24 protein-coding genes are annotated in these 25,945 nt (G+C 40.4%); 21 read left to right on the forward strand and 3 right to left on the reverse strand.

From position 1 onward, the window contains the following. Positions 1-2 precede the first annotated feature (2 nt). Together P2W71_RS03980 and P2W71_RS03985 are read right to left on the reverse strand one after the other, a co-directional pair. Entirely contained in the window at positions 3-659 is a 657-nt protein-coding gene (locus P2W71_RS03980; RefSeq protein WP_276367322.1) for a heme exporter protein CcmB, read from the reverse strand. After that, positions 656-1,501: a Wzz/FepE/Etk N-terminal domain-containing protein gene (locus P2W71_RS03985; protein ID WP_276367327.1), complete on the reverse strand. Its 846-nt coding sequence runs from the start codon at positions 1,499-1,501 to the stop codon at positions 656-658. The genes P2W71_RS03980 and P2W71_RS03985 overlap by 4 nt, the downstream gene beginning before the upstream one ends. Positions 1,502-1,587: 86 nt before the next feature. Between P2W71_RS03985 and P2W71_RS03990 the strand changes: the two genes are divergently transcribed. From P2W71_RS03990 to P2W71_RS04055, 14 genes are all read left to right on the forward strand, one after another. Continuing rightward, positions 1,588-2,616 carry an NAD-dependent epimerase gene (locus tag P2W71_RS03990; protein ID WP_276367330.1) on the forward strand — a complete coding sequence of 343 codons (1,029 nt, stop codon included), beginning with the start codon at positions 1,588-1,590 and terminating at the stop codon, positions 2,614-2,616. A gap of 9 nt (positions 2,617-2,625) precedes the next feature. Continuing rightward, positions 2,626-3,876 (forward strand): nucleotide sugar dehydrogenase, encoded by a 1,251-nt coding sequence (locus P2W71_RS03995; RefSeq protein WP_276367333.1) that lies wholly within the window; start codon positions 2,626-2,628, stop codon positions 3,874-3,876. Beyond that, the gene (gene galE, locus P2W71_RS04000) at positions 3,877-4,899 is read left to right on the forward strand and encodes a UDP-glucose 4-epimerase GalE (RefSeq protein ID WP_276367337.1); all 1,023 of its coding nucleotides are present in this window, start codon (positions 3,877-3,879) and stop codon (positions 4,897-4,899) included. A 24-nt stretch (positions 4,900-4,923) separates the two neighbouring features. Then, a complete protein-coding gene (locus P2W71_RS04005; protein ID WP_276367340.1) occupies positions 4,924-6,063 on the forward strand; it encodes a DegT/DnrJ/EryC1/StrS family aminotransferase in 1,140 nt (379 codons plus the stop codon). Continuing rightward, the gene (locus P2W71_RS04010; RefSeq protein WP_276369034.1) at positions 6,053-6,631 is read left to right on the forward strand and encodes an acyltransferase; all 579 of its coding nucleotides are present in this window, start codon (positions 6,053-6,055) and stop codon (positions 6,629-6,631) included. Before P2W71_RS04005 ends, P2W71_RS04010 begins: the two co-directional genes overlap by 11 nt. A 139-nt stretch (positions 6,632-6,770) precedes the next feature. Further along, a complete protein-coding gene (locus tag P2W71_RS04015; protein WP_276367343.1) occupies positions 6,771-8,111 on the forward strand; it encodes a flippase in 1,341 nt (446 codons plus the stop codon). Positions 8,112-8,263: 152 nt separating this feature from the next. Continuing rightward, positions 8,264-9,232, forward strand: a complete 969-nt coding sequence (locus tag P2W71_RS04020; protein WP_276367345.1) for a Gfo/Idh/MocA family oxidoreductase — start codon at positions 8,264-8,266, stop codon at positions 9,230-9,232. Positions 9,233-9,344: 112 nt separating this feature from the next. Next, positions 9,345-10,343, forward strand: coding sequence for an NAD-dependent 4,6-dehydratase LegB (locus P2W71_RS04025; protein ID WP_276367348.1), 999 nt, complete (start codon positions 9,345-9,347; stop codon positions 10,341-10,343). 1 nt (position 10,344) lies between these two features. Next, positions 10,345-11,499 carry a LegC family aminotransferase gene (locus P2W71_RS04030; protein ID WP_276367350.1) on the forward strand — a complete coding sequence of 385 codons (1,155 nt, stop codon included), beginning with the start codon at positions 10,345-10,347 and terminating at the stop codon, positions 11,497-11,499. A 42-nt stretch (positions 11,500-11,541) separates the two neighbouring features. After that, a complete protein-coding gene (neuB, locus tag P2W71_RS04035; RefSeq protein WP_276367353.1) occupies positions 11,542-12,567 on the forward strand; it encodes an N-acetylneuraminate synthase in 1,026 nt (341 codons plus the stop codon). 1 nt (position 12,568) lies between these two features. Continuing rightward, positions 12,569-13,675 carry a UDP-N-acetylglucosamine 2-epimerase gene (neuC, locus tag P2W71_RS04040; protein WP_276367355.1) on the forward strand — a complete coding sequence of 369 codons (1,107 nt, stop codon included), beginning with the start codon at positions 12,569-12,571 and terminating at the stop codon, positions 13,673-13,675. Next, positions 13,668-14,711: a nucleotidyltransferase family protein gene (locus P2W71_RS04045; protein WP_276367356.1), complete on the forward strand. Its 1,044-nt coding sequence runs from the start codon at positions 13,668-13,670 to the stop codon at positions 14,709-14,711. Before neuC ends, P2W71_RS04045 begins: the two co-directional genes overlap by 8 nt. After that, a complete protein-coding gene (locus P2W71_RS04050; protein ID WP_276367357.1) occupies positions 14,708-15,403 on the forward strand; it encodes an acylneuraminate cytidylyltransferase family protein in 696 nt (231 codons plus the stop codon). Before P2W71_RS04045 ends, P2W71_RS04050 begins: the two co-directional genes overlap by 4 nt. After that, on the forward strand, positions 15,390-16,778 hold the full coding sequence (locus tag P2W71_RS04055; RefSeq protein ID WP_276367359.1) for a hypothetical protein: 1,389 nt from the start codon (positions 15,390-15,392) through the stop codon (positions 16,776-16,778). The genes P2W71_RS04050 and P2W71_RS04055 overlap by 14 nt, the downstream gene beginning before the upstream one ends. A gap of 10 nt (positions 16,779-16,788) precedes the next feature. On the opposite strand, the gene P2W71_RS04060 is transcribed toward P2W71_RS04055, so the two are convergent. After that, positions 16,789-17,616 (reverse strand): class I SAM-dependent methyltransferase, encoded by an 828-nt coding sequence (locus P2W71_RS04060; protein WP_276367362.1) that lies wholly within the window; start codon positions 17,614-17,616, stop codon positions 16,789-16,791. 125 nt (positions 17,617-17,741) lie between these two features. On the opposite strand from P2W71_RS04060, the gene P2W71_RS04065 reads away from it, so the two are divergent. The 7 genes from P2W71_RS04065 to P2W71_RS04095 all read left to right on the forward strand — a co-directional run bounded on the left by P2W71_RS04065 (position 17,742) and on the right by P2W71_RS04095 (position 25,945). Continuing rightward, positions 17,742-19,187 (forward strand): hypothetical protein, encoded by a 1,446-nt coding sequence (locus P2W71_RS04065; RefSeq protein ID WP_276367365.1) that lies wholly within the window; start codon positions 17,742-17,744, stop codon positions 19,185-19,187. Next, complete coding sequence (locus P2W71_RS04070) at positions 19,168-20,625, forward strand: oligosaccharide flippase family protein (RefSeq protein ID WP_276367367.1); 1,458 nt, start codon at positions 19,168-19,170, stop codon at positions 20,623-20,625. Before P2W71_RS04065 ends, P2W71_RS04070 begins: the two co-directional genes overlap by 20 nt. Positions 20,626-20,990: 365 nt before the next feature. Then, positions 20,991-21,599, forward strand: a complete 609-nt coding sequence (hisH, locus tag P2W71_RS04075; protein ID WP_276367370.1) for an imidazole glycerol phosphate synthase subunit HisH — start codon at positions 20,991-20,993, stop codon at positions 21,597-21,599. After that, positions 21,593-22,354 carry an AglZ/HisF2 family acetamidino modification protein gene (locus P2W71_RS04080; RefSeq protein WP_276367373.1) on the forward strand — a complete coding sequence of 254 codons (762 nt, stop codon included), beginning with the start codon at positions 21,593-21,595 and terminating at the stop codon, positions 22,352-22,354. The genes hisH and P2W71_RS04080 overlap by 7 nt, the downstream gene beginning before the upstream one ends. Before the next feature lie 29 nt (positions 22,355-22,383). Next, positions 22,384-23,502, forward strand: coding sequence for an N-acetyl sugar amidotransferase (locus tag P2W71_RS04085; protein WP_276367376.1), 1,119 nt, complete (start codon positions 22,384-22,386; stop codon positions 23,500-23,502). Further along, positions 23,502-24,770, forward strand: coding sequence for a glycosyltransferase (locus P2W71_RS04090; protein WP_276367378.1), 1,269 nt, complete (start codon positions 23,502-23,504; stop codon positions 24,768-24,770). Before P2W71_RS04085 ends, P2W71_RS04090 begins: the two co-directional genes overlap by 1 nt. 689 nt (positions 24,771-25,459) lie before the next feature. After that, a complete protein-coding gene (locus tag P2W71_RS04095; RefSeq protein ID WP_276367380.1) occupies positions 25,460-25,945 on the forward strand; it encodes a hypothetical protein in 486 nt (161 codons plus the stop codon).

The raw sequence follows: 25,945 nt of genomic DNA on the forward strand, positions 1-25,945 counted from the left end.
CTTCAGCTGCGCCAAATATAGGGGAATAGAAGGTAAGCCAGTGCTACCATAATGGAATTTATGGCAAGTAAATTCCAGAGTTCGTCCTGACTGTCATCCCAGGCTAAGCCATCCAATGCATTTTTCGTAAGTTTGATAGCCATAAGTAAGAGGGCAATAATTACCGGAAAGCTTAACACGGCCATCAGGATATTACTGTTATTTGTTTTTGAGGCTATCGCGGATATCAGACTCAGGCACGCAGAAAATCCAAATGAACTTAGTAATAGCGTTAGCAGAAAAAGCCCTTTATCCTGCAGCGGATTATCAATGAAAATCGAAAAAAGAACATAACCCATTACCGAAAGCGCAAGGCTTAGAACAACGTTGTATATGATTTTTGAGAGGATAATCGCCTGGGGGCTGGCGATTGAATAATAGTAAATAAGCAAGCCCTGTTTTTCGCCGATAAAACTTTTGGCAATACCATTTACGTTGGCAAATAAAATGGATAGCCAAAACAACGCTGACCATGTAGCTTCATTGATTGAGCTTTGGCGAAGACTGAAGGTGAGGTAGCAGATGAAAATAATGCTTACGAGATACAGGCTAATGCCGGAGATCACAGCTTTCCGGCGAAGCTCAAGGATAAATTCTTTTTGAATGAGGTTGAGGATCATTGTTTGGGCTTAACCTCATGGGCCATGTTTAATAATTTTCTAACAGTTTTAAAAGCAATTAGAATACTGACCAACACCAGTCCGACGAATGATCCTGAAATTAACGAAACGTAGAGGCGAGGTGTGGACGGTCTATCGAATTTCGGAAAACCTTCTATTACCTGGACGCTATTTATTAACTTGAGATTCGTTTGAACAAGAAGCTTTTCTTTTGTCAATTCTAAAATTTTTGTATTGACGGTAGTTGGATCAAACATGATGTTTCCATTTGCACGCTCGAAAAAATTACCGTCGATGATTTTTTCCTTCAAAGCTTCAATATCTTTAATTTCTCTGTTTAGCTGCGCGAGCGTTTGTTCGAGTGACGATTTATTCTCTGCTACCCGAATTTTGACATAATCGTTATTTTCGAGATAATAAATTATGCCTTGTTCTAAACCTTGTAATATTTCAGGAGTATACACCTGGGCAGTGATCACAAATTTGTCTGGCTCTTTTAGATCATCTACTCTAGACAGATTTTCAACTTCTAGGTGAACAATGTTCGTCGCAATTTCTTGTGACACATTAAGCAAACTTCGTACTGTTTCAATATTTGATTCTCGCCTGTGTCTGTTTAAATTGTCGATCAATGCTTCGCTGAACGACCTTGTTAAGATCGTAGAACTGACTACAATCCGTGATTCGTAAATTTTTTTTGAGGAATAATAGTAGACAAGTCCGATTGCTGTACCAACGCAAAAGAATAGGAGAATAAGCCAAAAATTTGCTCGTAGTGTATTAACCCCTCGGAGAAATAATTCGAATAAATCGACTTCATCCGGTTTGTTCGCTTTTTCCATTTTTAGTATTAATTGGTCGAAAAATAGAAAATAAAAATTAAAATCGACCTAATCTATTAGTTTTGTGCGCTAACTATTTGGACTTTATGAAGTCAAATCCTACAACTGTATTGATCACAGGAGCAGCTGGGTTTATCGGATTTCACCTCTCGCAAAAACTTTGCGACGAAGGCTATACCGTGCTTGGAATAGATAATCTGAACGATTATTATGACGTGACGCTAAAAGAATCGAGGCTTAGGATATTACGAACGCTTCAAGGGTTTGAATTTAAGAAATGCGATTTGACTGACTATGCCGGACTCGATAATCTTTTCAGGCAAAATGCGGTGACATATGTTGTAAATCTAGCGGCGCAAGCTGGCGTCCGTTATTCTTTGACAAATCCTCACGCCTACTTAGAAAGTAATCTCCGTGGATTTTTGAATATATTAGAGGTTTGCCGCCACCACAATACAAAGCATTTAATTTATGCTTCCTCCAGTTCTGTATACGGCGCAAACAAAAAAATGCCTTTTTCAGTTCATCACAATGTGGACCATCCGATTTCTTTATATGCAGCGTCCAAAAAGTCAAACGAACTTATGGCCCACACCTATTCAGCATTATTCAGCTTGCCGACAACGGGGCTAAGGTTTTTTACCGTCTATGGGCCTTTTGGAAGGCCGGATATGGCGTTGTTTCTTTTTACTAAAGCTATTGCAGAAGGCAAGCCAATTAATGTCTTTAACAATGGTAAAATGAAACGTGACTTTACATTCGTGGATGATATTGTTGAGAGCATCGCTCGATTAATTAAAAAAATCCCTACGCCGAACCAGGATTGGTCAGGTTTGTCACCAGATCCTTCGAGCAGTTTCGCGCCGTACAAGGTTTACAACATCGGTAATAATAAGCCGGTCGAGTTGCTTCATTTCATTGAAATTATTGAACAAAAGTTGGGTAAGAAAGCGATTAAAAATTTTCTTCCAATCCAAGACGGTGACGTCCCTGAGACATATGCGGACGTTACAGATCTGATACGGGACATCGATTTTAAGCCAACAACGCCCATCGAAGTGGGTGTTTCCAAATTTGTGGAATGGTATAAAGATTATTATAAACTAAACCTGTGATTTTTTAGCATGGAAAAAATAGGCATCATCGGGCTCGGTTATGTAGGCCTACCGTTAGCAGTAGAATTTGGAAAAATCTTAGATGTAATTGGCTTCGATATAAATGAAGAACGAATCAAACAACTCAAAGCTGCCTTCGATCGGACACGCGAAGTTGAACCAGAAGAGTTAATTCTCTCTAAAAAACTAAAATATTCGAGCCTTGTCGAAGACCTGAAAGATATAAACTATTTTATCATTACAGTTCCCACACCTATCGATGAATTTAAAACCCCTGATTTAAGTCCACTGAAAAGTGCTAGTAAAACGGTGGGTCAAGTATTAAAAAAAGGAGACATTGTTATTTACGAATCCACCGTATACCCCGGTTGTACAGAGGAGATCTGCGTTCCGATTTTAGAACACGCTAGTGGTCTCACTTTCAACCATGACTTTTTTTGTGGCTATTCCCCGGAACGAATAAATCCTGGAGATAAACATCATCGTGTAACTACCATTAAGAAAGTAACAAGCGGAAGTACGCCTGAAGTTGCTGATAGAGTTGATCTTTTGTATAAAAAGATTATCGTAGCTGGAACCCATAAGGCATCGTCTATCAAGGTAGCAGAGGCTGCAAAAGTTATTGAGAATTCACAACGTGACCTAAACATCGCCTTTGTCAATGAACTAGCGCTTATCTTTGAGAGGATAGGGATTGATACTCATGAAGTGTTGGAAGCGGCCGGCACGAAATGGAATTTTCTACCGTTTAAGCCAGGGCTCGTGGGTGGACATTGTATTGGCGTTGATCCATATTATCTAACTCATAAAGCCGAAAGTCTAGGTTATCATCCAGAGGTAATCCTATCTGGCCGGAGAATAAATGATAACATGGGGGTACACGTAGCAAATTCAGTTATTAAACTCATGGCGCAACACGAACTCCCAATTAACAAGGCTAATATTCTAATACTTGGTATAACATTCAAAGAAAATTGTCCTGACATCAGGAACAGTAGAGTAATCGATGTCATCAGAGAGCTTGAAAGCTTTGGAACAGATATCGATATTTATGATCCAGAGGCCGACGCCAGCGAAGTGAAGCATGAATATGGTTTAACGCTTATTAGTGCACTTGATAAAAAATATCATGCGGTGGTACTTGCAGTAGGACATCACGTTTTTAATGAGATTGATTGGAGTGTCATTACTTTTGAAAACTCCGTCATCTACGACGTGAAAGGAATTCTAGATAAAAGTAAAATTACAGCGCGCTTATAAATGAAAGCAAAAAAAATTCTTGTTACAGGTGGGGCCGGATATATTGGAGCTCATACTGCTGTTGAATTGATAAACGCAGGATACGATGTCGCTATCGTTGATAATTTGTCGAGAAGCGACAAACGCCTGTTGGAGGGGATTGAAAAAATAACGGGAAAACCTGTAAAATTTTTCGAAGGGGATTGCCGCGATAGAAATTTCCTTTTAAAAGTTTTTCAGTCCGAAGGTCCTTTCTCCTGCGTCCTTCATTTTGCTGCTTACAAAGCAGTAGGTGAATCGGTCGAGAAGCCCCTCCTTTACTACGAGAACAATTTGAATTCGACGATTGCGCTCGTTGAAATAATGATAAAATGTGGAGTCACGGATTTTATATTTTCATCTTCGTGTACCGTGTATGGTCAACCAGACCAAATTCCAGTGAGCGAGGCTGCCCCATTCAAAAAGGCGGAGTCTCCATATGGAGCTACAAAACAAATGAGCGAACGTATTTTAGAGGATGTTTCCAGAAATAATATACGAATAATCACGTTGCGCTACTTTAATCCAATTGGCGCGCATCCATCAGCACTAATTGGAGAAATTCCGCTTGGTACTCCTAATAATCTTGTCCCCTTTATAACGCAAACAGCTGTGGGTGTTCGAGAGAAATTAACTGTTTTTGGCAATGATTACAACACTGCCGATGGAACTTGCATTCGGGATTACATACATGTTGTTGATTTAGCGACAGCGCATGTAAAGGCAATGGAGTACTTATCCCAACAGCGAGAAACGAAATTTTATGAAGTCTTTAATGTAGGCACGGGGATCGGAGTTTCAGTATTAGAGTTGATCAACCGGTTTAAAGCCGTGAATAATGTGGAACTTAATTACGAAATCGGGTCGAGAAGGTCAGGAGATATTGAGAAAGTTTTTGCTGATCCATCGAAAGCTATGTCTTCTCTTGGTTGGGCGGCAAAGTTCACCATTGATGACTCCTTGCTACATGCTTGGCAATGGGAGAAAAAAATAAGGGATAAATGAAATTGAGCATTTAAAACTTGCGGCATGAATAAAATCAAGATGGTAGATTTAGAAAACCAGTACGCAACAATTAAAAGTGAAGTTGACGAAGCGATTCAGACTGTTTTAAGATCAACGGCGTTCATTCAGGGGCCCGAGGTACAGGAATTTGCGCAAGAATTGGCAACATACACGGGAGTAAAATTTGTGATTCCGTGTGCCAATGGAACTGATGCATTGCAGATTGCCATGATGGCGCTTGAATACAAACCTGGCGATGAAATTCTATTGCCAGTCCACACCTATGTGGCCACCGCAGAAGTTATCGCTCTACTTGGCTTAACTCCCGTTTTTATTGATGTTGATTGGAATACCTTTAACATTGATGTGACTCAACTGGAGAAAAAGATCTCAAGTCGGACTGTGGCCATAGTTCCAGTGCATCTCTACGGTCAATGCGCCAATATGGAAATCATTCTGCAGTTAGCGAAAAAGTATAACCTACATGTAATTGAAGATGCAGCGCAATCATTAAGCGCTGAATATATTTTTAGTAGTGGGGAAAGAAAAAAGTCTGGTACGATCGGAACGATAGGTACTACATCTTTTTTTCCATCAAAAAACCTTGGATGTTTTGGAGACGGCGGAGCCCTCTTTACGAATGATGAAATCCTCGCAGAGAGGATTCAAATGATTGCTAACCATGGACAGAAAGAGAAATATCATCACGAGGTGATTGGCGTAAATAGTCGCCTCGATACGTTGCAAGCTGCTGTCTTGAAGGTCAAACTGAAATATCTGGATGACTATTCGCAAAGGAGAATGGACGTCGCGTCCGCGTACGATAGCGCCTTTGGTGAGTTGGAGAACGTTGAAATTCCTGCGCGATCAGTGTTTTCAACCCATGTTTTCAATCAATATACCCTTAAACTCAAAAGTGATAACCGAGACGACTTTAAAAAATATTTGGCGCAGCATGACATACCAACCATGATCTATTATCCTGTCCCTTTACATCTTCAAAAAGCGTTTCGTCGAAATAATACAACCAACGGTTCATTCCCGGTGACCGAAAAACTTTCGAAAGTGGTAATTTCGCTCCCCATTCATACCGAATTGTCTAATGAACAAATAGAATTCATCTGCCACCGAGTTAAACTTTATTTTAAGAATGATGGAAGGTAAAGATTACTATGCCCACGCTACGGCTGTAATTGATGAGGGTTGTGAAATTGGTAAGGGGACAAAGATCTGGCACTTTTCTCACATCATGCCTAACTCTAAAATTGGTGAAAATTGTAACATAGGCCAAAACGTAGTCATTTCGCCAGATGTCATATTGGGACGAAATGTTAAAGTGCAAAACAACGTCTCCATCTATACTGGAGTAATTTGTGAGGACGATGTATTTCTTGGGCCCTCGATGGTTTTTACCAACGTGATTAATCCCAGAAGTTCCATTAACCGAAAAAATCAGTATTTAAAGACTACTGTTAAAAAGGGCGCATCTATCGGCGCAAATGCTACTATTGTGTGTGGGATAGACATCGGAAAATTTGCGTTTATCGGTGCAGGCGCCGTTGTCACCAAATCTGTGCCTGATTATGCACTTGTGATGGGAAATCCTGCCAGACAATCAGGATGGATGAGTGAGTATGGTCAAAAACTTTTATTTGATAAGAACGGCGTAGCAAATTGCAGTGAGAGCAAGGAGACATACCATCTCAAAAATGGTGTCGTCGTTAAAGTGTAAACTTCAGTTTTGCGTACAAGTGAAATTAATCGATTGACAAATATGATAACCTCATACGGGCGGTGGCCATTTTTTTTTAACTTATCGCATTCTGTACTTCTTTTTCAAATTGACTTTAAAACAAGGTCCAAAAGAAGACATGGTTAAGTATCTGATAAAGGAAGCCAATAAGTTCGTTAGCATTGAATACAGAAAAATTCTAAAGAACATCGGCTGGCTTTTCTTTGATCGAGTCTTCCGGATGGGCATGGGATTGGTTGTGGGCGCATGGCTTGCGCGTTACCTTGGCCCGTCTGACTTTGGCACATTCAATTATTTGTTAGCTACCATTGGTATCTTTATGCCTTTTGCCAGTTTAGGACTTGAAAGCATGATTGTTAAGGAGCTGGTCGAGCACCCTCAACGCATCAGCACTATCATGTCTACCTCAATAACGTTGCGCCTATTAGCAGGAATGCTATCCTTTTCTTTATGTGTCGGGATTTTCTTCTTTCTCAAACATGACGATATGCGGACGTTTTACGTTGGAATGATCCTGGCCTTGACGCTTTTCGCTCAAGCACTCGTAAGTATGGAATTGTATTATCAGTCACAAGTAGCATCCAAAGTGGCTGTCATTTCACAAAGCATCGCTTACGTACTTGTAAACATCATAAAGGTTATTCTTATCCTCGTCAAAGCAGAGTTGATGGCATTTGCCGTAGTTACTACCCTGGAGATGGCATTAGGCGGTTTATTCATGATTGGTGCTTTTAAAAAGATTACAAAGCAGCGGCTCACTTTAATGGTCGACTGGATTTTGGCAAAAAAGCTCCTCTCGAAAGGCTGGCCGCTTATCTTTTCCGGATTTATGATCATGATCTACATGCGCATAGATCAGATCATGTTGGGTGAAATGATCAATGACTATCAAGTTGGAACGTATTCCGCAGCCTTGAAGCTTTCAGAAATCTGGTACATCATTCCAACCATCATCTGCAATTCGTTTTTCCCCTCTATTATTGAAGCCAAAAAGCTAGGCGAAGAAACATATTTTCGAAAAATTCAAAACCTGTTTAATATTCTATTTATACTAAGTTTCGTGATAGCGATTGTGGTGACCATTTTTTCAGATCTGATCATACATATTCTTTATGGCACCCAGTATAAAGATGCCGCCACCATTTTATCGATACACATTTGGACGTCGGTGTTTGTGTTCGTTGGTGTAGGAAGTTCTAGTTTCTTCATTGTTGAAAATTTACAACTAAAAACTTTTACTAGAACAGCACTAGGCGCAGTCGTAAATATTGGGTTAAACGTAATCCTTATTCCAAAATATTTAGCTGTAGGCGCCGCTGTAGCAACACTTATTTCCCAGTTCCTCTCTTCTTATGCTTTCGATTTGTTGAGCCCGAAAACCTATGTACTTTTTCGAATGAAAAGCAGGGCTTTTTTGGCCATTAATTATATATCCCAACTTTTAAAGAAGCGGCAGTAATTACTAACTTCGCGGCTATATGATGAATAATTCTGTGTTCGGTGAGATTTCAAGGTTAATGAATATCAGCTTCACGTGTCAAAGTATTGTAGAACGATTATGTATTGTTATAGTATGAGTTTATTAAGTATACACTATCAGAAAAAAATCATATGAAAAATTTCGCTTTGATTGGTGCTGCCGGGTTTATCGCACCGCGTCATTTGAAGGCAATCAAAGAAACGGGAAATGAACTTGTGGCCGCTGTGGACAAGTTTGACCAAGTAGGCATCATGGACTCATATTTTCCCAAGGCAGATTTTTTTACCGAATTTGAACGATTTGACCGGCACATTGATAAGTTAAAACGACGAGGACAGAAGATTGACTTTATAAGCGTTTGCACGCCGAACTATCTCCATGACTCTCACATTCGCTTTGCTTTAAAACAGGGCTGCGATGTAATTTGCGAAAAGCCACTTGTTCTAAATCCCTGGAATATAGATTCGCTTAAGGAGATTGAAAATGAGTTTGGCAAAAAAGTATACAACATTCTCCAACTTAGGTTACATCCGGTAATTATTGACTTGAGACAGAAAATAGCAGCAGGGCCAAATGGCAAAATTTATGATGTTGATTTGACATATATCACTTCAAGAGGCCACTGGTATTTTACAAGTTGGAAAGGTGATACGGCAAAATCCGGAGGTATTGCAACTAATATCGGTATACACTTCTACGATATGCTAACATGGATTTTCGGGTCTGTTAAAAATAATATTGTTCATGTTCATACGCACGACAGAGCTGCCGGGTTTTTAGAGCTGGAGAAAGCAAGAGTCAGATGGTTTTTAAGCATAAATGACGACACCCTACCGCAAGAGGTAAGAGCAGCTGGAAAAAGAACATTCCGTTCGATCACTATCGAGGGAAAAGAAGTCGAATTTAGTGAGGGATTCACGGACCTTCATACCACAAGTTATCAGGAAATCTTGGCAGGAAGAGGTTTTGAAATAGACGAAACAAGAACATCTATCGAAATTGTTCATCAGATTAGACATCAGCAACCTTTGGGACTGAAGGGTGAATATCATGAATTTGCAAAAAAACCAATAGCTACCCATCCGTTTTCACGAGAATAATTCTTTCTTATGTGTAAAAATTTAAAACTTTTTTTAAAACGGATATCGAAGAAGGTAATTCAGGAAGCGGCTCAGACTACCATTCGGCACAACCATTTGACTCTTAACAACGATGGATTTACTGGGTAAAAAAGTGCTGATAACAGGCGCAGATGGGTTTATTGGAAGCCATCTGGTTGAACACCTATTAGAAGAAGGTTGTAAGGTCAAAGCGTTTGTCTACTACAATTCCTTCAATAGCTGGGGATGGCTCGATACCTTTCCTGCGGACAAATTAAAGTTACTTGAGATTTTCGCGGGCGACATACGCGATCCTAACGGTGTCAGAGAAGCAATGAAAGGAACGGAGGTCGTGTTTCACCTGGCAGCACTGATCGCTATTCCATTCAGTTATCATTCCCCCGATTCATATATAGACACAAACGTAAAGGGGACATTAAATATCGTTCAAGGCGCGAAAGATCTGGGCATTGAGCGTGTGCTCGTTACATCGACTTCTGAAGTTTATGGAACAGCAACCTACATTCCAATTGACGAAAATCATCCGCGCCAACCGCAGTCGCCTTATTCTGCATCGAAGATCGGGGCAGATTGTATAGCCGAGTCATTTTACAGAAGCTTTAACCTACCCCTAACCATCGTACGACCTTTTAATACATATGGTCCGCGTCAGTCAGCAAGGGCAGTGATCCCTACAATCATATCGCAGTTGCTAAATGGTATGAATGACATTCGACTTGGCGATACCATTCCGACAAGGGATCTACTTTTCGTAAAAGATACTGTGAAGGCATTTGCTGCCATTGCAAAGTCAGATAAGCTCATCGGACATGATTGTAACATCGCGACGCAATCGGAGATATCCGTTGGCGATCTTGCACAGGAGCTTATTAATCAGATAAATCCATCGGCGAAAATTGTTTCCGACAATACTCGCATCAGACCAGCTAAGTCGGAAGTGTTCCGGCTGTATGGCTCGAACCAGAAAATAAAGGAGCATACAGATTGGAAACCATTGTATACTTTATCTCAGGGTTTGACAGAGACGATTGCCTGGTTCAGGCATCCCGATAATCTTAGCAGGTACAAGGCCGATATATATAATATCTAGCATGCAGAAAGTATTTGAGGATATTTTATCGGTTATCAAGGATGCGTTTCCTGCGCAGGCACTTATTCCGCTACACGCACCAGTGTTTCCCGGCAATGAACGCAAGTATGTGTTGGATGCAATTGACTCAACGTATGTCTCATCCGTTGGGGCATATGTAAATAAGTTTGAGCGAATGATGTGCGATATTACCGGCGCATCTCACGCAGTGGCGATCGTTAACGGAACCAATGCATTGCACCTCGCATTGATACTTGCCGGGGTTGTTCGAGAGGATGAAGTACTTTCACAGAGCCTCACGTTCATCGCGACATGCAATGCCATCAGTTACCTATCAGCTACGCCAGTCTTTATCGATGTTGATAAAGATACGATTGGGCTATCTGCCGATTCCTTGAGACAGTTTCTCGATAAAAATGCAAGAATTGGTCAAGATGGATTCTGTTATAACAAGCGTTCAGGAAAACGAATAAAGGCATGTGTGCCCATGCATACATTCGGCTTTCCATGCCGCATTGATGAAATTGCACAGATATGTGCTCAATGGAATATCATGCTTGTTGAAGACGCGGCAGAATCGCTCGGAAGTAGTTATAAAGGAAAGCACACCGGTACGTTTGGAACGTTGGGAACGTTCAGCTTCAACGGAAACAAGACGGTGACCTGCGGCGGTGGTGGGGCCATCGTCACTAACGACGAGAATCTTGCTCGTCGGGCAAAACATTTAAGCACACAGGCTAAGGTTCCCCATGCATGGGAATTCGTACATGATGAAGTCGGTTTCAACTACCGGATGCCAAACTTGAATGCTGCCCTTGCATGCGCGCAGTTGGAGGAACTCAATTCCTTTGTGTCGAACAAAAGAGATCTTGCGCAACTTTATCATCGGAAATTCAAATCGCTTAAATTGTCAATCCTTGAGGAAATAACCGGCTCAAAATCCAACTACTGGTTAAATGGAATATTTTTTGAAAACAGGCATCAGCGGGATGAATTTTTAACGTATTCGAATGAAAATGGAGTTATGACGAGACCCGTGTGGGAGCTGATGCATCGACTCAAAATGTTTTCTGGTGGCCACAATGCGCCTTTGCCGAATAGTGAATGGATAGCAGACAGGCTGGTAAATATTCCAAGCAGCGTAAGGATGGAGTAATAAAGGCTGAAGTAAAGTTTAAGTATAAATTTTCAAATAGTAATGAATGCGCGTGTCATGATAATTGCTGAGGCTGGTGTGAACCATAATGGTTCACTTGAAACAGCCCGAAGCCTGATAGATGCTGCATGCGATGCGGGTGCAGACTTTGTAAAATTTCAAACTTTTAGGGCTGAGAAGCTGGTTAGCAAGAACGCAAGAAAAGCTGCGTATCAGCAAAAGAATATGGCAGATACAGGAAGCACGCAATTCGACATGCTTCGAAAGCTTGAACTGTCTGAAGATGATCATTTCAAACTCAGAGATTATGCCAACCAACGGCGCATCAAATTTTTCTCTACCGCGTTTGATGAAGATGGCCTGGATTTCCTCTATGCCCTCGGTATTGCTATTTTCAAAATACCTTCCGGAGAAATAACCAATCTTCCCTACCTCAAAAAAATAGCCAGCAAAAAAAAACCAACCATTCTTTCAACAGGAATGGCAACACTTGGCGAGATTGAATCCGCGCTGGCCGTACTGCTCACAAATGGACTGCAGAGAAATCAAATAACGGTATTGCATTGCAACACTGAGTATCCGACACCTTTTTCGGATGTGAATCTCAAAGCAATGAACACGATCGCGCAGGCATTCCACGTAAAAGTCGGCTACTCTGATCATACTACGGGAATTGAAGTACCCATTGCAGCCGTTGCCCTGGGGGCGACCTGCATTGAGAAGCATTTTACCCTGAGCCGGGATATGGAAGGCCCCGATCATAAGGCTTCATTAGAGCCTGAAGAATTAAAAGCCATGGTAACAGCCATCCGGAATATTGAAAAGGCGATCAGTGGCTCCGGCTTGAAAGAACCGTCACCTTCAGAAATAAAGAATAAGGAAGTTGCACGCAAAAGCATTCACCTGAAAAAGGATCTTCCGCAGGGCCATATCTTAAGAGAAGCGGATCTTATCATGAAAAGACCGGGAAATGGCATCAGTCCAATGAACATTCCCATGGTTCTGGGGAAAAAGGTTAGTCAGGATCTTCCATCCGATACAATGCTTGCGTTCAACCATCTCAGCTGATATGAAACGAATTGGAATTCTGACAAGTTCTCGCGCTGATTATGGTATATACTACCCGTTACTGAAGAAGCTTCAATCAGATTCCTTTTTTTCTTTATCAGTTATCGCATTTGGAACTCACCTCTCGGCTAAATTTGGTCATACTGTTGATAGGATAAAAGAGGATGGATTTATAGTAACCCATGAACTGGATACAATGCCTCCGAATGATTCTCCTGAGGGCGTTAGTATAGCAATGGGAAAAACCATACTCGCGTTTTCCTCCCTGTGGGTCAAAGAGAAATTCGATGTGGTCCTTTGTCTTGGAGACCGTTACGAAATATTTGCAGCGTGTGCCAGCTCAATTCCTTATAACGTAAAACTTGCACACCTTCATGGCGGGGAAGAAACCCTTGGCGCGATAGACGACTGTCTCCGACACTCCATTACCCATATGTCTACAATTCACTTTACTGTTGCTGAGCCGTACCGCCAGCGGGTTGTAGCATTAAAAGGTTCTGATAAAAATGTTTTCAATACCGGTTCCCTTAGTATTGACAATCTTAAACACCTCAAGCTGTTTACAATTGAGGAGTTTAAAAAGCAGTTTAATATTGATCTTTCAATACCAACGATACTCATCACGTTTCATCCTGAAACCGTATCGTATGAAAAAAACGATTGGTATGTCAACGAGCTGGTTGGCGCTCTGGAAGAATTAACCTCGTACCAGCTTGTGATTACGATGCCAAATGCCGACACGATGGGTAATGTAATAAGGGAAAAGCTGAACCAATTTATTGGAAGATCAGCGAACGCAATTGGTGTTGAGTCGTTTGGAATGCTGGGGTATTTAAGCTGCATGAAACACTGCAGCCTTATGCTCGGAAACACTTCAAGCGGTTACGTTGAAGCTTCATTCTTCCCGAAGTATGTGATTGACCTCGGAACGAGGCAGAATGGAAGAATAGTCACTGAAAACATTCGGAAGTGTGACATCGAAAAAACTGCGATACTAAAAGCTGTTAATGCCTATTCCTATATACAACTTCCATCGAAAATCGATATCTATGGGAGCGGCGAATCCTCAGACTATATCGTTAAAATATTAAAGGAAAAGAATGATTGATATTGTTAGCCATACCATTCACCATAATAGCACGGTCACCGACGCATTCGTGCAGATGGACAATTTAGGTCAAGACCTCACGCTATTTGTTGTAGACGACGATAACCGGCTAATGGGCACCTTGACTGACGGAGATATCCGCAGAGGATTGATCAAAAGACTCGGCTTGCTCGACAAAGTCGAGCTTTTTATGTTTCGCAATTGCAGCTATGTAACTAAAAATAATTTTACCGTTCAGGACGTTGCCAACATCAAGCGGAAGGGAGTGCTGCTTTTGCCAGTTCTTGATGAGGATAAAAAAATTGTAAAAATAGTTAACCTCAGCACCACGCAAACCATACTTCCCCTGGATGTGGTCGTGATGGCCGGTGGAGAGGGCAAACGGCTTAGACCGCTTACTGAAAGAACGCCGAAACCTTTACTCAAAGTTGGAGATAAGCCAATTATCGAACACAACCTTGATCGACTTATTCATTTTGGAATTGATGACTATTGGATTTGTATCCGATATCTCGGAAAGCAATTGGAACAATACTTTGGTAATGGCGCGTCCAAAAACATATCGATCAACTTCATCTGGGAAGATCAACCTCTTGGAACAATAGGTGCTATACGGAAGATCCAAAACTTCAAGCACGACTATATTTTGGTCACCAATTCCGATTTGCTGACCAACCTGGATTACGAAGCCTTCTTGGTTGATTTTATTAACAATGGCGCTGATTTTTCAGTTGCGACCATTCCCTATTCGGTTAATATTCCCTACGCAGTTTTGGACACTGCAAATGGCCATGTTGTCAGCTTCAAGGAAAAACCTACCTACACTTATTATTCCAATGCTGGAATTTATCTGATGCGAAAGGAAGTAATTGAACAGATCCCGGACGGTTTCTATAACGCAACTGATCTGATGGAGAAACTGATTCAGAAAGGACGCAAAGTGATTTCCTATCCGATTATTGGCTACTGGATTGACGTTGGAAATCCGCAAGACTACGCTAAGGCAAATCAGGACATAAAACATCTGAAGTTTTGAAATTCCTTGCATTAATTCCTGCGCGTGGAGGTTCTAAGGGTATTCCCCAAAAAAACATTAAACCCTTTTTCGGCAAGCCGCTGATTAGCTACTCCATTGATCTCGCCAGAAAATTTTTACCTGACGAAGATATATGTGTTTCGACTGACGACAGCGAAACAATCAAAGTAGTGGAAGCTTGCCATCTTCAAGTTCCATTTGTAAGGCCGCATTCGTTGGCTGGCGATGACGCTGGAATGTATGAAGTGGTTTTACATGCGCTTGATTTTTATGCACAAAAGGATAAGATGTACGATGCGGTAATACTTCTGCAGCCAACTTCACCCCTTCGTTCCGAGCAGTCATTGCGGGAGGCAATTACCTTATACAATCCTGAAGTTGACATGGTGGTTTCAGTTAAGAAAACTTTGGCCAACCCCTATTTCAAGCTTTATGAGGAAGATCAGCAAGGTTTTTTAGTGAAGTCAAAATCGGGAGATTTTAAGACGAGGCAGGAAGCTCCTGACGTTTGGGAATTAAATGGTGCGATTTACATTTACAACGTTGCAGCCCTGGGCCGTTCCTCACCATCCGGATTTAAGAAAGTTCGGAAGTATGTAATGAATGAGATCGAGTCTATAGATATCGACACTCCAATGGACTGGGCGTTAGCAGAATTTCTAAAACAAAAACAAATCGATGAAAGAAGATAGTCCAACTGTATATATTGTACACCACATCGATACGGAAGGCCCTTTGCATGAGCCTATGCAGGAAGTATTTAAACGTATTGAAACCATCCTTGGTGTTTCCCTCAATCTCTTTCCGTCTCCGCAAAATCTAAAAAAAATACAGGCAGGCCAACTTGAAAATGTGAGCAATTCAATTGCAGATGCTGCGAGGGCCATTGCAGACCCGCATCTTCTGGGATTCAAATCCTCATGGTCGGAGGTAGACGAAATGTTGTACAGGATGATGAGTAAAGATTATCGGAATTCCCTGCGTGATTCTTTTGGAAATGGCTGGATCTATAACTGGCATATTTTAGATCATGTTGGATTTGTCACCAACGAACGACGGCGGGACCTTGGGTATCTCAATATCTTTAATCACTACGAGCAAATCCTGAAGGAAACTGATTCTGCTCAGGATGAGCTTCATTGGCATTTTCATCCACTGCCGTTTTTCAGAGAAGCACATATTCCTGCCACGAGTTATGATAACTCTTTTTATGAACTGCATCAAGTGATGTGCCGACGCCTCATTGAAAAACATTGGTTTCCCAGAATAAACCGTGCCGGATTTCACACCGTACGTCCAGACTCCAATTTCTTCCTTGAACAATGGATTCCTTTTGACGCATCGAATCAAAGTATGATCGAAGAAAACGAGCAGGTGCAGAAGGATGCGATCAATGGGAGATTTGGAGACTGGAAGGGAGCACCTTCAGACTGGTCTGTTTACCACCCAGATCTTTACGACTGGAGAAAACCTGGAGATTTGAAAAGAGTAATTGCCAAATGTCTTAATCTCAAAACACGTTTTAGAAATATTAGTCAGAATGAGTTAGAAATTGCGTTCAGTAAGGCGCAGCGCGAGAATTCCGGAGTTTATGTGGGGGTGACTAACCATGATTTCCGCGAGATGTCAGTCGAGATCGAGGCGTTCTATCAGCTACTTTCAAATGTCGCAAAAAATTATCCAGATGTAAAGTTTCAGTTCAGTGGCGCTCTTGGTGCATTCCGAAATGTACTCGGATATTCATCCACGGAAATTCGAAAAAATAGAATAATGATTGAAGCTGAAATAAATGAGGAGGTGCTTAAAGTTGAAGTGGTAAATGGTGCCCTCTTTGGAAGTCAGCCATACTTGGCACTGAAAAGCAGTACCGGGACATACTGGCACGACAATTTTGACTTCGGCAAACCGGGAAAAGAATTTTTCTACACTTTCGATAGGAACACTATTACGTTAGATGCGCTAAGTACGATTGCGATTGCTGCCAATGACAAATACGGTAATACATCAATTGTAGAAATTCAGCTCGCTAACGCGTCCGTAAAAAGTAACAAACCCTATCAACAATAAGGGTCGCTGATTATTTTTTAGATGTGCCTGGGTTATCGGCGTCGAACGACTTTCGGAAATAACCCAGAACGTCAGTTCCAAACCCTTCGCATTCTGCTTTGGCCCTCGCTGTTACTGAATATTCATCCCACCATTGTGTGACACTGGCGCCCGAGGGCTCTGTTACTTTCTTGAGAATTGCTACAAATTCATAAAACGAGTTCGATTGAATTTCCTTCAGATCATTCAACGGCTGATTCAATCCAAGGTCGCCCCGTTTTGAAAAATGGAATTTTCGTTCAATGGTAAAGCCAAGCAACGGTAGGGCTTGCATAAGCAATTCAAGATCGATAAATCTGTTCGGGAAATTTTTAAGTTTTGCATTACGTTCGGCAACGTAAGCCAGGCAATCGGAGTCCGGATAATGCGCACCTTTGGCCGTAAAAAGGAACTTGCCACCGGTCTTTAGGATCCTGTTCGTTTCTTTCAAACATTCTATCTGGTCGACAATATCGAATACCCCCCACGCCACTACATGATTAAAAAAGTTGGACGGGAACGCCAGCTTTTCGGCCTGACCAACTATGGCGATCACGTATGGGTTCTTAATCGCTTCGTTGACAACCTGAAGGTCGACATCAGCGCCAAATATCTGCTTTGTATAGTTGGCAAATACCGGATATAACCTTCCATAACTGCATCCCAGATCCAGCAACCGGTCATTGGGATTGACGCCTAAAAGATTTACGTAGTGATTGCATACATTAAGCCCAGGTATAACTGTGCCATCAAGGGATTTATCAACCGCTTTTCGAAAATACTCATAGTACTCGACGCCAAATTCAAATTTTTCATTCATTAGTTCTTGGGGCAGGGTAAAGTTATGTTCTATTTCACCAGTTCGATATAAGTATTCGAGTTATAACCGCTAAAATATCATTATTTTTATCTTTTTTAATTGCGACTTGTTTAGAATCTCAAATTTTGGAAAGCCCAGGTGACTTAGTACTTGACCGACTTCTCAGTAAACTAGAAGGGGATTCAAAGGTTACAGGAATCACGCACGATGGTTCAGGGTTGGCATTATGGCCATTTATCAGACATCAGACACTTTTTTATTTCGCCTTTACAAAAAGAAATTTTGCTTCTGTGGGTAAAGGGCATTCAGCTACCAAATGGCAGGTGATAAGAACCCTCATTTTTGCTGTTTGGAAAAATGCTTTTATCCTTACAATAAAAAGCAAACCGATATGGATTGTTAATTCTGGAATTACCAATGTAAAAACGGGTAACAAATACTTCAACCGGCTTGCTGATTATTTCTATCAGGTAAAACCCAACGACACTATTGAACTGGAGGAAACGGCTTATGGTATGCATTCGCTGCCCCGAATACACAGGGAGGTTTACTCACATTTATCAATAAGAATTTTAGCTAAGGTTCTTTCTTTTTTTCTTTACCGATCTGAAGGCATAGGGGTGCAGCCGCAGGTTGATCGCCTCTTTGCAGCGTTGGAGGAAAGACTTTCTGATGAAGAGTATGATGCAGACTTCTTGAAAAATCTTAGACATGAACTGCTGGCCAAATTCCGTACGATATTAGCGGAGTACGCGATCTATAAATTTCTATTCAAGTATGGGAAACCCAAAATATTGCTGGTGGAAGACGCCTCATATGGTTCGAAGTCTCATTTGATTAAGGCCGCGAAAGACTTGGCAATTCCGGTAGCAGAATATCAACATGGTCAGATCAATCACCTTCATATTGCTTACAATTTCGGGCCTTCCGTTGGCAAGTCGTCATATGTAAATTTTTTGCCCGACTTTTTTCTAACGTTTGGAAGTCTCTGGGGCGACATGATTCAATTGCCCGTTAAGAAAGTTAACATTGGCAATCCTCATTTAGCCGAGTCCGTTGAAAAAGCGAAAGGAATAACAAAGGAAAAAATCATCCTGGTCCTAGGTTCGGGCACGAATTCTGAAGAAATGATCGATCTCGTGCTGCGTTTAGCCAAAAGGTATAAATCAATGGGATATCAGTTAATCTTTAGACCTCACCCACTTGAATGGGCTACCCTTGATTCAGTCTACAAGCGGGTTCTTGACGAAAAAATTGCAATTGATACGACCTCTAATTTATATAACTCTCTTCAAAGAGCCGAAGTTGTCGTGTCAGAGTTATCCACCGCCCTGTATGAAGCAAAGGCATTTGTTAATAAGGTTTATATAATCCGAAATTATTTTGCGGAGAGCTTTGGCGATGAATCTATTAACCTATTCCCGATTTTAAAAGCAAATGCCGAGTTGGACTTGGCCGGAGACAATAAGGCAGGCGAATCGAATCACCAGCTTTGGGAACGGAACTGGAAAAAGAACTATGAAGAATTTATTCGTTCGGTTATAAACAGTAATGCAAAAAGCACTCTTTAAGAATTCTTTTATCTATTCGCTGACTACTTTCGTTCAGAAAGGTCTTGTTTTCCTGTTATTGCCGCTTTATACGCGTTACTTACCTCCTCATGAATATGGGATTGTCACCGTAATGCTAGCCATCAGTTTTATATGCTCTGCGTTTTTTACGTTCGGCCTGGATAGCGCCATATTACGATTCTATTATGATGCAAAACAAGACGCGGAGGAATTTAAAAAGCTGTTCGGTACCTTGCTAATTGCTCTTTTTTTTATCTCACTCACAGTCTTTTTCCTCGCAGTAACGGCATTTTCTCCAGTTGTACAATTCTTCATGGACAACATACCTTTTTATCCTTATGCCTACATCGGTTTTGCAATCGTGGTGTTCCAACCATTGTATAATCTGTGTCTTGCATTTCTTCAGGCGAAGCATCAAGCATCCGGTTATAGTTTTCTCAGCTTTATGTATTTCATTATCAACATCGGGTTTATGGTTTTCTTTGTTGTGATCCTGCAAATGGGTGCTATTGGATATTTGCTATCGATCCTTATTGCACAAGTATTATCAAGTGTTGCTGGTCTGTGGATCCTTCGGGACGAATTTCTCTTTAAGTTCCAGCTACAATTTCTTAACGCGGCAATGAAGTACTCAATGCCATTGATCCCCCATTCAGTGGCGAGTCAGGCCGCTGGATATGCCGACCGTATTCTTCTAAATAAATTCATGAATTCAGGTATGGCCGGGATCTACCATCTTGGCTATGTTTTAAGCATGCCTATTGAGGTGGTGACATTTAGTATCAATAGGGCATATACACCTTTGTTTTTTAAACAGGTCGGGGAAAACCAAGAGGACCTTTCCAAGGTCGTAGATGTTGCCTTAGTAGTAACCTTGATCTACCTCTTTTTCAGCACGGCGTTGGCCCTGTTCTCATTTGAAATTGTTAGCTGGTTTTTCAGTGAAAATTTTCTCCCTGCTTATAAAGTAATCCCTTTTATAAGTTTTTCATTTGCTAATACGGGATTCTATTATCTGTTCAGTACAGTTTTATTTTACGACAAAACGTTGACCAAGTTTGTCCCAATCAGTACAATAATTGCAGCCATAACGATCATTGCGCTAGACCTCATCCTTATTCCCGAGATCGGTTTTCTTGGAGCGGGTATAGCTATGTATACGGGGCAGTTAACGCTTGCCATCCTGTCGTATTGCTTTTCATGGAACAAAATTATCCACTGGCCGTTATCCAAAATCCTTCCATGCTATCTGATTGCAGTGGCCATTTCGGCTGTAGGTATTTTCATCAGCAGTAATTTGCCAAGCCTATTTTTTTCAATTGGACTAAAGCTAATGCTGCTTTTAGTGTTGTTGTTTTTCTGTAGCTGGATATATTACCGTAACATGCTTCAGATTTTTAAGCACATTCTCAATGTTCTAAAGAGTTTAAAAAAGTGATGACCCAATGCCTGTTGTATCCGAATCCTTTTTCTGCTGTGTTTCAAAACGATGTTTGAATGCTCACGAGTCTGTGATGCTCAATTTCTGCAGTTATATTTTGCTTATTTTTGGTGCTGAGCTCAATTCTCAGAGAGGACTATACCCGTTACACTTGACTGGAAGAAATTTAGATTACCCTATGCAATCGTGTTCCCTTCCGTTGTGGATATTTTTATATGGCCACGATCTTCTCCATATTTGCTTTTGATTGTTTGCTTTACAATGTTGATTTTGCAAACGAAGACCTAAGAATTTTATGATCAAAGTGTCGCCATTGTTATTGAAAAAACAGGGCTTCCAAAATATTTAGATAATTAACAGAGATGATCCAAATAATTAACTATGGACTTGGAAATCTAGGCTCTGTCCAAAATATGCTCAAAAGAATAAACATTACGAGCGTAATTGTTAAAAGCCCTAAAGATTTAGTCCCGGAAAAGATCATTCTGCCTGGCGTTGGATCTTTTGATACAGGTATGCAAAATCTTTTAAATGACGGGTGGATTGAAGCCTTAAATGAAAAGGTGTATAAAGACAAAGTTCCAGTTCTAGGAATTTGCTTAGGGATGCAGTTAATGACAAACAGGAGCGACGAAGGGCACTTAGCAGGCCTGGGCTGGATTGATGGCGAAGTATTAAAATTTCAGGGGAATGGTCTCAAAATTCCTCACATGGGATGGAACATCGTGAGGCCGTCAACCGAGGATGTTTCTATTCTTCGCAGCGACAAGAGCGAATTGCGTTTTTATTTTGTGCATTCTTATTTTGTTAGTGTTAAGAATCATTCCGATCAGCTCGGGGTCACGCGATATGGAAATGACTTTACGTCTGTTTTTCGTCGGGAGAATATCTACGGGGTCCAATTTCATCCTGAAAAGAGCCATAAATTTGGAATGATGCTTCTTAAAAATTTTGCTTCTGTCAAATGCTGAAAATCAGAATAATTCCATGTTTGCTATTGCATGATGGTGGCTTAGTGAAAACCGAAAAATTTAAGAATCCGAAATATGTGGGTGATCCTATTAATGCCGTCAGGATTTTTAACGAAAAGGAGGTAGACGAGCTTATTTTTTTGGATATAGATGCTTCCAAACATAATCGCGAGCCAAATTTAAGCATCATTGATGATTTGGCATCCGAGTGCTTTATGCCATTTGCTTATGGCGGGGGGATAACTACTCTAAAACAAATTCAGCACATCCTTAAAATTGGTGTGGAAAAGGTTATTATCAACTATTCTGCCTTAACGGATGTTAATTTTGTAAAAGAAGCCAGCAAACATTTTGGCAGCTCTACGATAATCGTAGCGTTGGATATAAAAAAGGATTTATGGGGAAATTATAAGGTGTTTAATCATGTTAGGCAGAAAACTGAAAAAATAGGTCCGCAAGAACATGCGCAAAGAATTTGTGACGCCGGAGCAGGAGAATTATTCATCAATAATGTTGACCGAGATGGTACTTATTTAGGGTTCGATTTGCCCATTTTGGAGGCCATCAATAAAACCGTATCCGTTCCTGTAATTGCCTGCGGAGGCGCCTCACGTCTGGCAGACCTGAAAGAAGTGGTTGCTAAAACCAACGTTTCAGCAGTCGCTGCTGGTAGTTTATTTGTTTATCAAGGCCCACATCGTGCTGTGTTGATATCTTACCCGTCTCAAGAGGAACTTAAACAGTTATTTTCCTAGTTTCGATGTTACTTTATTAGTTTTGCGTCATGAATAAGACTTTTCAAAGGTGTGTCCGCTGTGTGATTGACACAACCGATCCAGATATCAGATTTGACAATGAAGGTGTTTGCAATTATTGCCGGGAGGCTGAGAAGGAACTGCCCAAATATCGATTTACCCCTGATCAAGAGAAGAAAAATCTTGATCGTATTTCCCAGCAAATACAGAAAGAGGCTAAGGGTAAATATCATGCCATTGTAGGATTAAGTGGTGGTGTGGATAGTTCATATGTTACTCATCTGTCGAAGTCCATGAATTTAAATCCGTTGATTGTTCATTTTGATAATGGTTGGAATTCAGAGAAGTCTGTCTCCAACATTAAAAAAATCGTCGACAAGTGTGGATTTGATCTAGAAACATATGTTATTAATTGGCCTGAGTTCAAGGATTTGCAGCGTTCTTTTTTTAAGGCAGGAGTCGTTGATATTGAAATATTAAGTGACCATGCTATCATGGCAACAATGTTCAAATTGCGGAGGAAGCATAACATAAAATTTGTTCTTTCAGGGAGCAACTATGTAACGGAACATGGCATGCCATTAGGCTGGCTTTGGCGTAAACAAGATTTGACAAACATAAAAGCCATACAAAAGCAGTTTGGCACAAAACCCCTAAAGGAGTTCCCTACGCTGAGTTCTGTTGAATTTCAAATGATAAAAATGTTTGGATGGGGTGGCGTTTATATAGAGCTATTAAATCATATTAATTATTCAAAAAAGAGAGCTCTGGAAATCCTTATTGAAAAGTATGGTTGGGAATATTATGGTGGTAAGCATTATGAGTCTACTTTCACCAAATTTTATCAGGCTTTTGTTTTGCCTCAGAAATTCGGATACGACAAGCGCAAAGTTCACTTATCGGCTTTAATTCGAAATAATGAAATTACCCGGGAAGAAGCCTTGAAAGAGTTGGAGAAGCCGTCATATGATCCACAGGAACTAAAAATCGATAAGGAATATGTACTTAAAAAACTCGGTTTTACTGAACAGCAATTTGACCAAATGATGAGTGAAAAACCAAAGAAGCATCTGGATTATCCGAGCGATGAATGGGTCTTTAAGATTTGGAGAAAGTTTAAGCCACACCTCGTCAAACTACCTTCATAATGGTGGGCCCAAAGAGGATTCTTTTTCTATCTGGGGTAGACTTTAAAGAAAAATCCATTCAGGTCATACGAAAGACTCCGGAGGCGTATGTTCAACGAAACTGGGAGGTTCATTATATTGTCGGTCGTGACAATTCAGTTAATGGCGATTACTTCTACGAATCTGTCATAAATCCAGAAGGGGTTATTGTACACAGGTTTATAGTACCTCTTACGAGAATTCATGGTTTGTTAAATAATGTGATTTGGAAAGCCGTTTGGTTTAGGATCAGAAATATCATCCTGGTTTGTAAACTTGCATACATTGCGGCCGGACTTATCAGAAAAAAAGACTTTCATGTTATATATGGCTACGAAATTCCCGGTGTGTTGGCTGTCCGGCTCCTTCGATTCTTTCGGATTAAAACGAATGCCAGATTTGTTACCCGATTTCAAGGCGTGCTGTACGTTAAAGAGTGGCTGCGCAAAAAACAGCGGTTCAGGTTTCTGTCTAATATCGATGCAATTTTGGCGCTGAAAACCAAGGCGGATCTTTGCATCATGACAAACGATGGGTCTCAGGGATTGGATGTCCTTAAGAAGGTCAAATCACCGGTGAAAAATATCTTATTTTTCCCCAACGGAGTAGACAAGGTTTGTTTAGACCAGCACATACTGGATGAAATACGATCTAAGTATTATCCAGACCCTCAAAAAAAATACCTTTTATCAATTTCAAGATTAGACAATCATAAAAGAATCGACAGGAGTATCCGAGTGATTCACAAGATGGTAAACTCATTTGGCTTCACTAATTTTAGATTTATAGTTATTGGGGGAGGAGTGGAGTACCAGAATTTGATCAGATTAATAGATAGGTTACACCTTAAAGATTACTTTGAATTCTTGGGTCCTATAAAACATGAATATATAAAGTATCATTTTGCTCTTGCGAATCTTTTTCTCTCCATGTATACCAGTACAAATGTGGGCAATCCATTATTGGAAGCTATAAGACATAACAAAGTAATTATAACGTTGAATAACGGCGACACAGGAGACTGGATCGCACATAGAGTCAGCGGGTTCATTTATGATGTAAATGATGACCGAGATTTGGATTCTAAGGACTATGAAATAATCGCCAGGGACGTTATTGGCGTATTGAATGATCCACACTTGCATAATGATTTAACGGCAGGTGTTAAGACCGTTGAAGCGAGTAAATTGTGGACATGGGACGAACGTTTCCAAGCGGAAGTTAATAGAGTAGAATTACTATTGAGCTAAGATCCTTTTGATTATCTGACATGTTAATTTTTGCACTCATCATTTCGCTGGTCCTTGTTGGTATTTCGATACTGAGATATAATAAAATTTTCAACCCGTTTACAATAGAGGTTTACTTTACAATTTTTTTTCTCATCCTGCCACAACTTTTGATAATAAAGACGGTAGGGATAGATAACGAATTTTTTTATTCAGATTTAGTGATCATAATTTATGTATTGGCTATTTTCTTTGGGACATTTTTGAATGTAAACTCTTTTAAGCTCAGAGCTATTGAGAATGTTAGCATTATTAATTCATTGAATATCCTCTTGTATGCGGCTCTTATCATGCCAATGATTCCTTTTTTATTACAGAGTGGGATTTCAGCTCAAGGTTTCAGGCAATTTTATGAAACCGTTGTTTTTTCAAAATATGCTTCATTTTTTGAGTTGTCTAAATTGGTCTTGTATTTTATTATTTTTTTCAAATTAATAAATCGCCAAAAGTTTACGATTGGCTTTTTCTTCCTTTTCCCACTTGTGTTTTTTTATGGGAGCAGATTTGTGATCCTTGATTGCATTATTTATTTGTGTGTCTTCCTTGAGCAATTCAAAAATCTAGGCATAAAAAGGATAATTGCTGCCTGTTTATTAGGCGCGCTTTTTATTGGTATTTACACCTATCTCCAATTTTCGTCGAGGTATAATATGAGCCAACATTTAATTTCATACTTTGATATCTATAAAAATCAATCCTATGTAATTAATAAATTTTTAAATGGCGAGATGGAATATTACTATGGTGAAATATATTTGTCATCTTATTTGAAATTTATACCGCGAATTTTGTGGGAAGATAAACCAAAGCAATTTGGTTTTGCTATTCTTAACTATGCAATATTCCCTGAGTCAGCAGCTTCGGGATATATGCCCTCATTCGGACTAGGCACTCTGTTTGCTGATTTTGGTTTTTTTAGCGTTGTGTTCACCGGATTTGTCAACGGTTTTTTTAAAAATTTTTTTTACCGAATATTTCTAAAGTCAAAGAACAATCTTTCATTTTTTCTTTTCGTTTTCCCTTTTGGAATTATAACTAGCGCTTTTCTGCTAATCTATCTAATGCTTGATTATTTCATTAGGTTGGCGCGTGGCAGACCCAATCTGGAAGGCAACGCAGATGGACAACAAGGCTAG

Origin of the sequence: Chryseolinea sp. H1M3-3 (genome assembly GCF_029360725.1) — a bacterium.
Classification (GTDB): Bacteria; Bacteroidota; Bacteroidia; order Cytophagales; family Cyclobacteriaceae; genus Chryseolinea.

Coding starts and splice junctions, on each gene's coding strand:
- P2W71_RS03980 (WP_276367322.1), bottom strand. CDS start 659: ATGATCCTCAACCTCATTCAAAAAGAATTTATCCTTGAGCTTCGCCGG.
- P2W71_RS03985 (WP_276367327.1), bottom strand. CDS start 1,501: ATGGAAAAAGCGAACAAACCGGATGAAGTCGATTTATTCGAATTATTT.
- P2W71_RS03990 (WP_276367330.1), top strand. CDS start 1,588: ATGAAGTCAAATCCTACAACTGTATTGATCACAGGAGCAGCTGGGTTT.
- P2W71_RS03995 (WP_276367333.1), top strand. CDS start 2,626: ATGGAAAAAATAGGCATCATCGGGCTCGGTTATGTAGGCCTACCGTTA.
- galE (WP_276367337.1), top strand. CDS start 3,877: ATGAAAGCAAAAAAAATTCTTGTTACAGGTGGGGCCGGATATATTGGA.
- P2W71_RS04005 (WP_276367340.1), top strand. CDS start 4,924: ATGAATAAAATCAAGATGGTAGATTTAGAAAACCAGTACGCAACAATT.
- P2W71_RS04010 (WP_276369034.1), top strand. CDS start 6,053: ATGGAAGGTAAAGATTACTATGCCCACGCTACGGCTGTAATTGATGAG.
- P2W71_RS04015 (WP_276367343.1), top strand. CDS start 6,771: ATGGTTAAGTATCTGATAAAGGAAGCCAATAAGTTCGTTAGCATTGAA.
- P2W71_RS04020 (WP_276367345.1), top strand. CDS start 8,264: ATGAAAAATTTCGCTTTGATTGGTGCTGCCGGGTTTATCGCACCGCGT.
- P2W71_RS04025 (WP_276367348.1), top strand. CDS start 9,345: ATGGATTTACTGGGTAAAAAAGTGCTGATAACAGGCGCAGATGGGTTT.
- P2W71_RS04030 (WP_276367350.1), top strand. CDS start 10,345: ATGCAGAAAGTATTTGAGGATATTTTATCGGTTATCAAGGATGCGTTT.
- neuB (WP_276367353.1), top strand. CDS start 11,542: ATGAATGCGCGTGTCATGATAATTGCTGAGGCTGGTGTGAACCATAAT.
- neuC (WP_276367355.1), top strand. CDS start 12,569: ATGAAACGAATTGGAATTCTGACAAGTTCTCGCGCTGATTATGGTATA.
- P2W71_RS04045 (WP_276367356.1), top strand. CDS start 13,668: ATGATTGATATTGTTAGCCATACCATTCACCATAATAGCACGGTCACC.
- P2W71_RS04055 (WP_276367359.1), top strand. CDS start 15,390: ATGAAAGAAGATAGTCCAACTGTATATATTGTACACCACATCGATACG.
- P2W71_RS04060 (WP_276367362.1), bottom strand. CDS start 17,616: ATGAATGAAAAATTTGAATTTGGCGTCGAGTACTATGAGTATTTTCGA.
- P2W71_RS04070 (WP_276367367.1), top strand. CDS start 19,168: ATGCAAAAAGCACTCTTTAAGAATTCTTTTATCTATTCGCTGACTACT.
- hisH (WP_276367370.1), top strand. CDS start 20,991: ATGATCCAAATAATTAACTATGGACTTGGAAATCTAGGCTCTGTCCAA.
- P2W71_RS04080 (WP_276367373.1), top strand. CDS start 21,593: ATGCTGAAAATCAGAATAATTCCATGTTTGCTATTGCATGATGGTGGC.
- P2W71_RS04085 (WP_276367376.1), top strand. CDS start 22,384: ATGAATAAGACTTTTCAAAGGTGTGTCCGCTGTGTGATTGACACAACC.
- P2W71_RS04090 (WP_276367378.1), top strand. CDS start 23,502: ATGGTGGGCCCAAAGAGGATTCTTTTTCTATCTGGGGTAGACTTTAAA.
- P2W71_RS04095 (WP_276367380.1), top strand. CDS start 25,460: ATGAGCCAACATTTAATTTCATACTTTGATATCTATAAAAATCAATCC.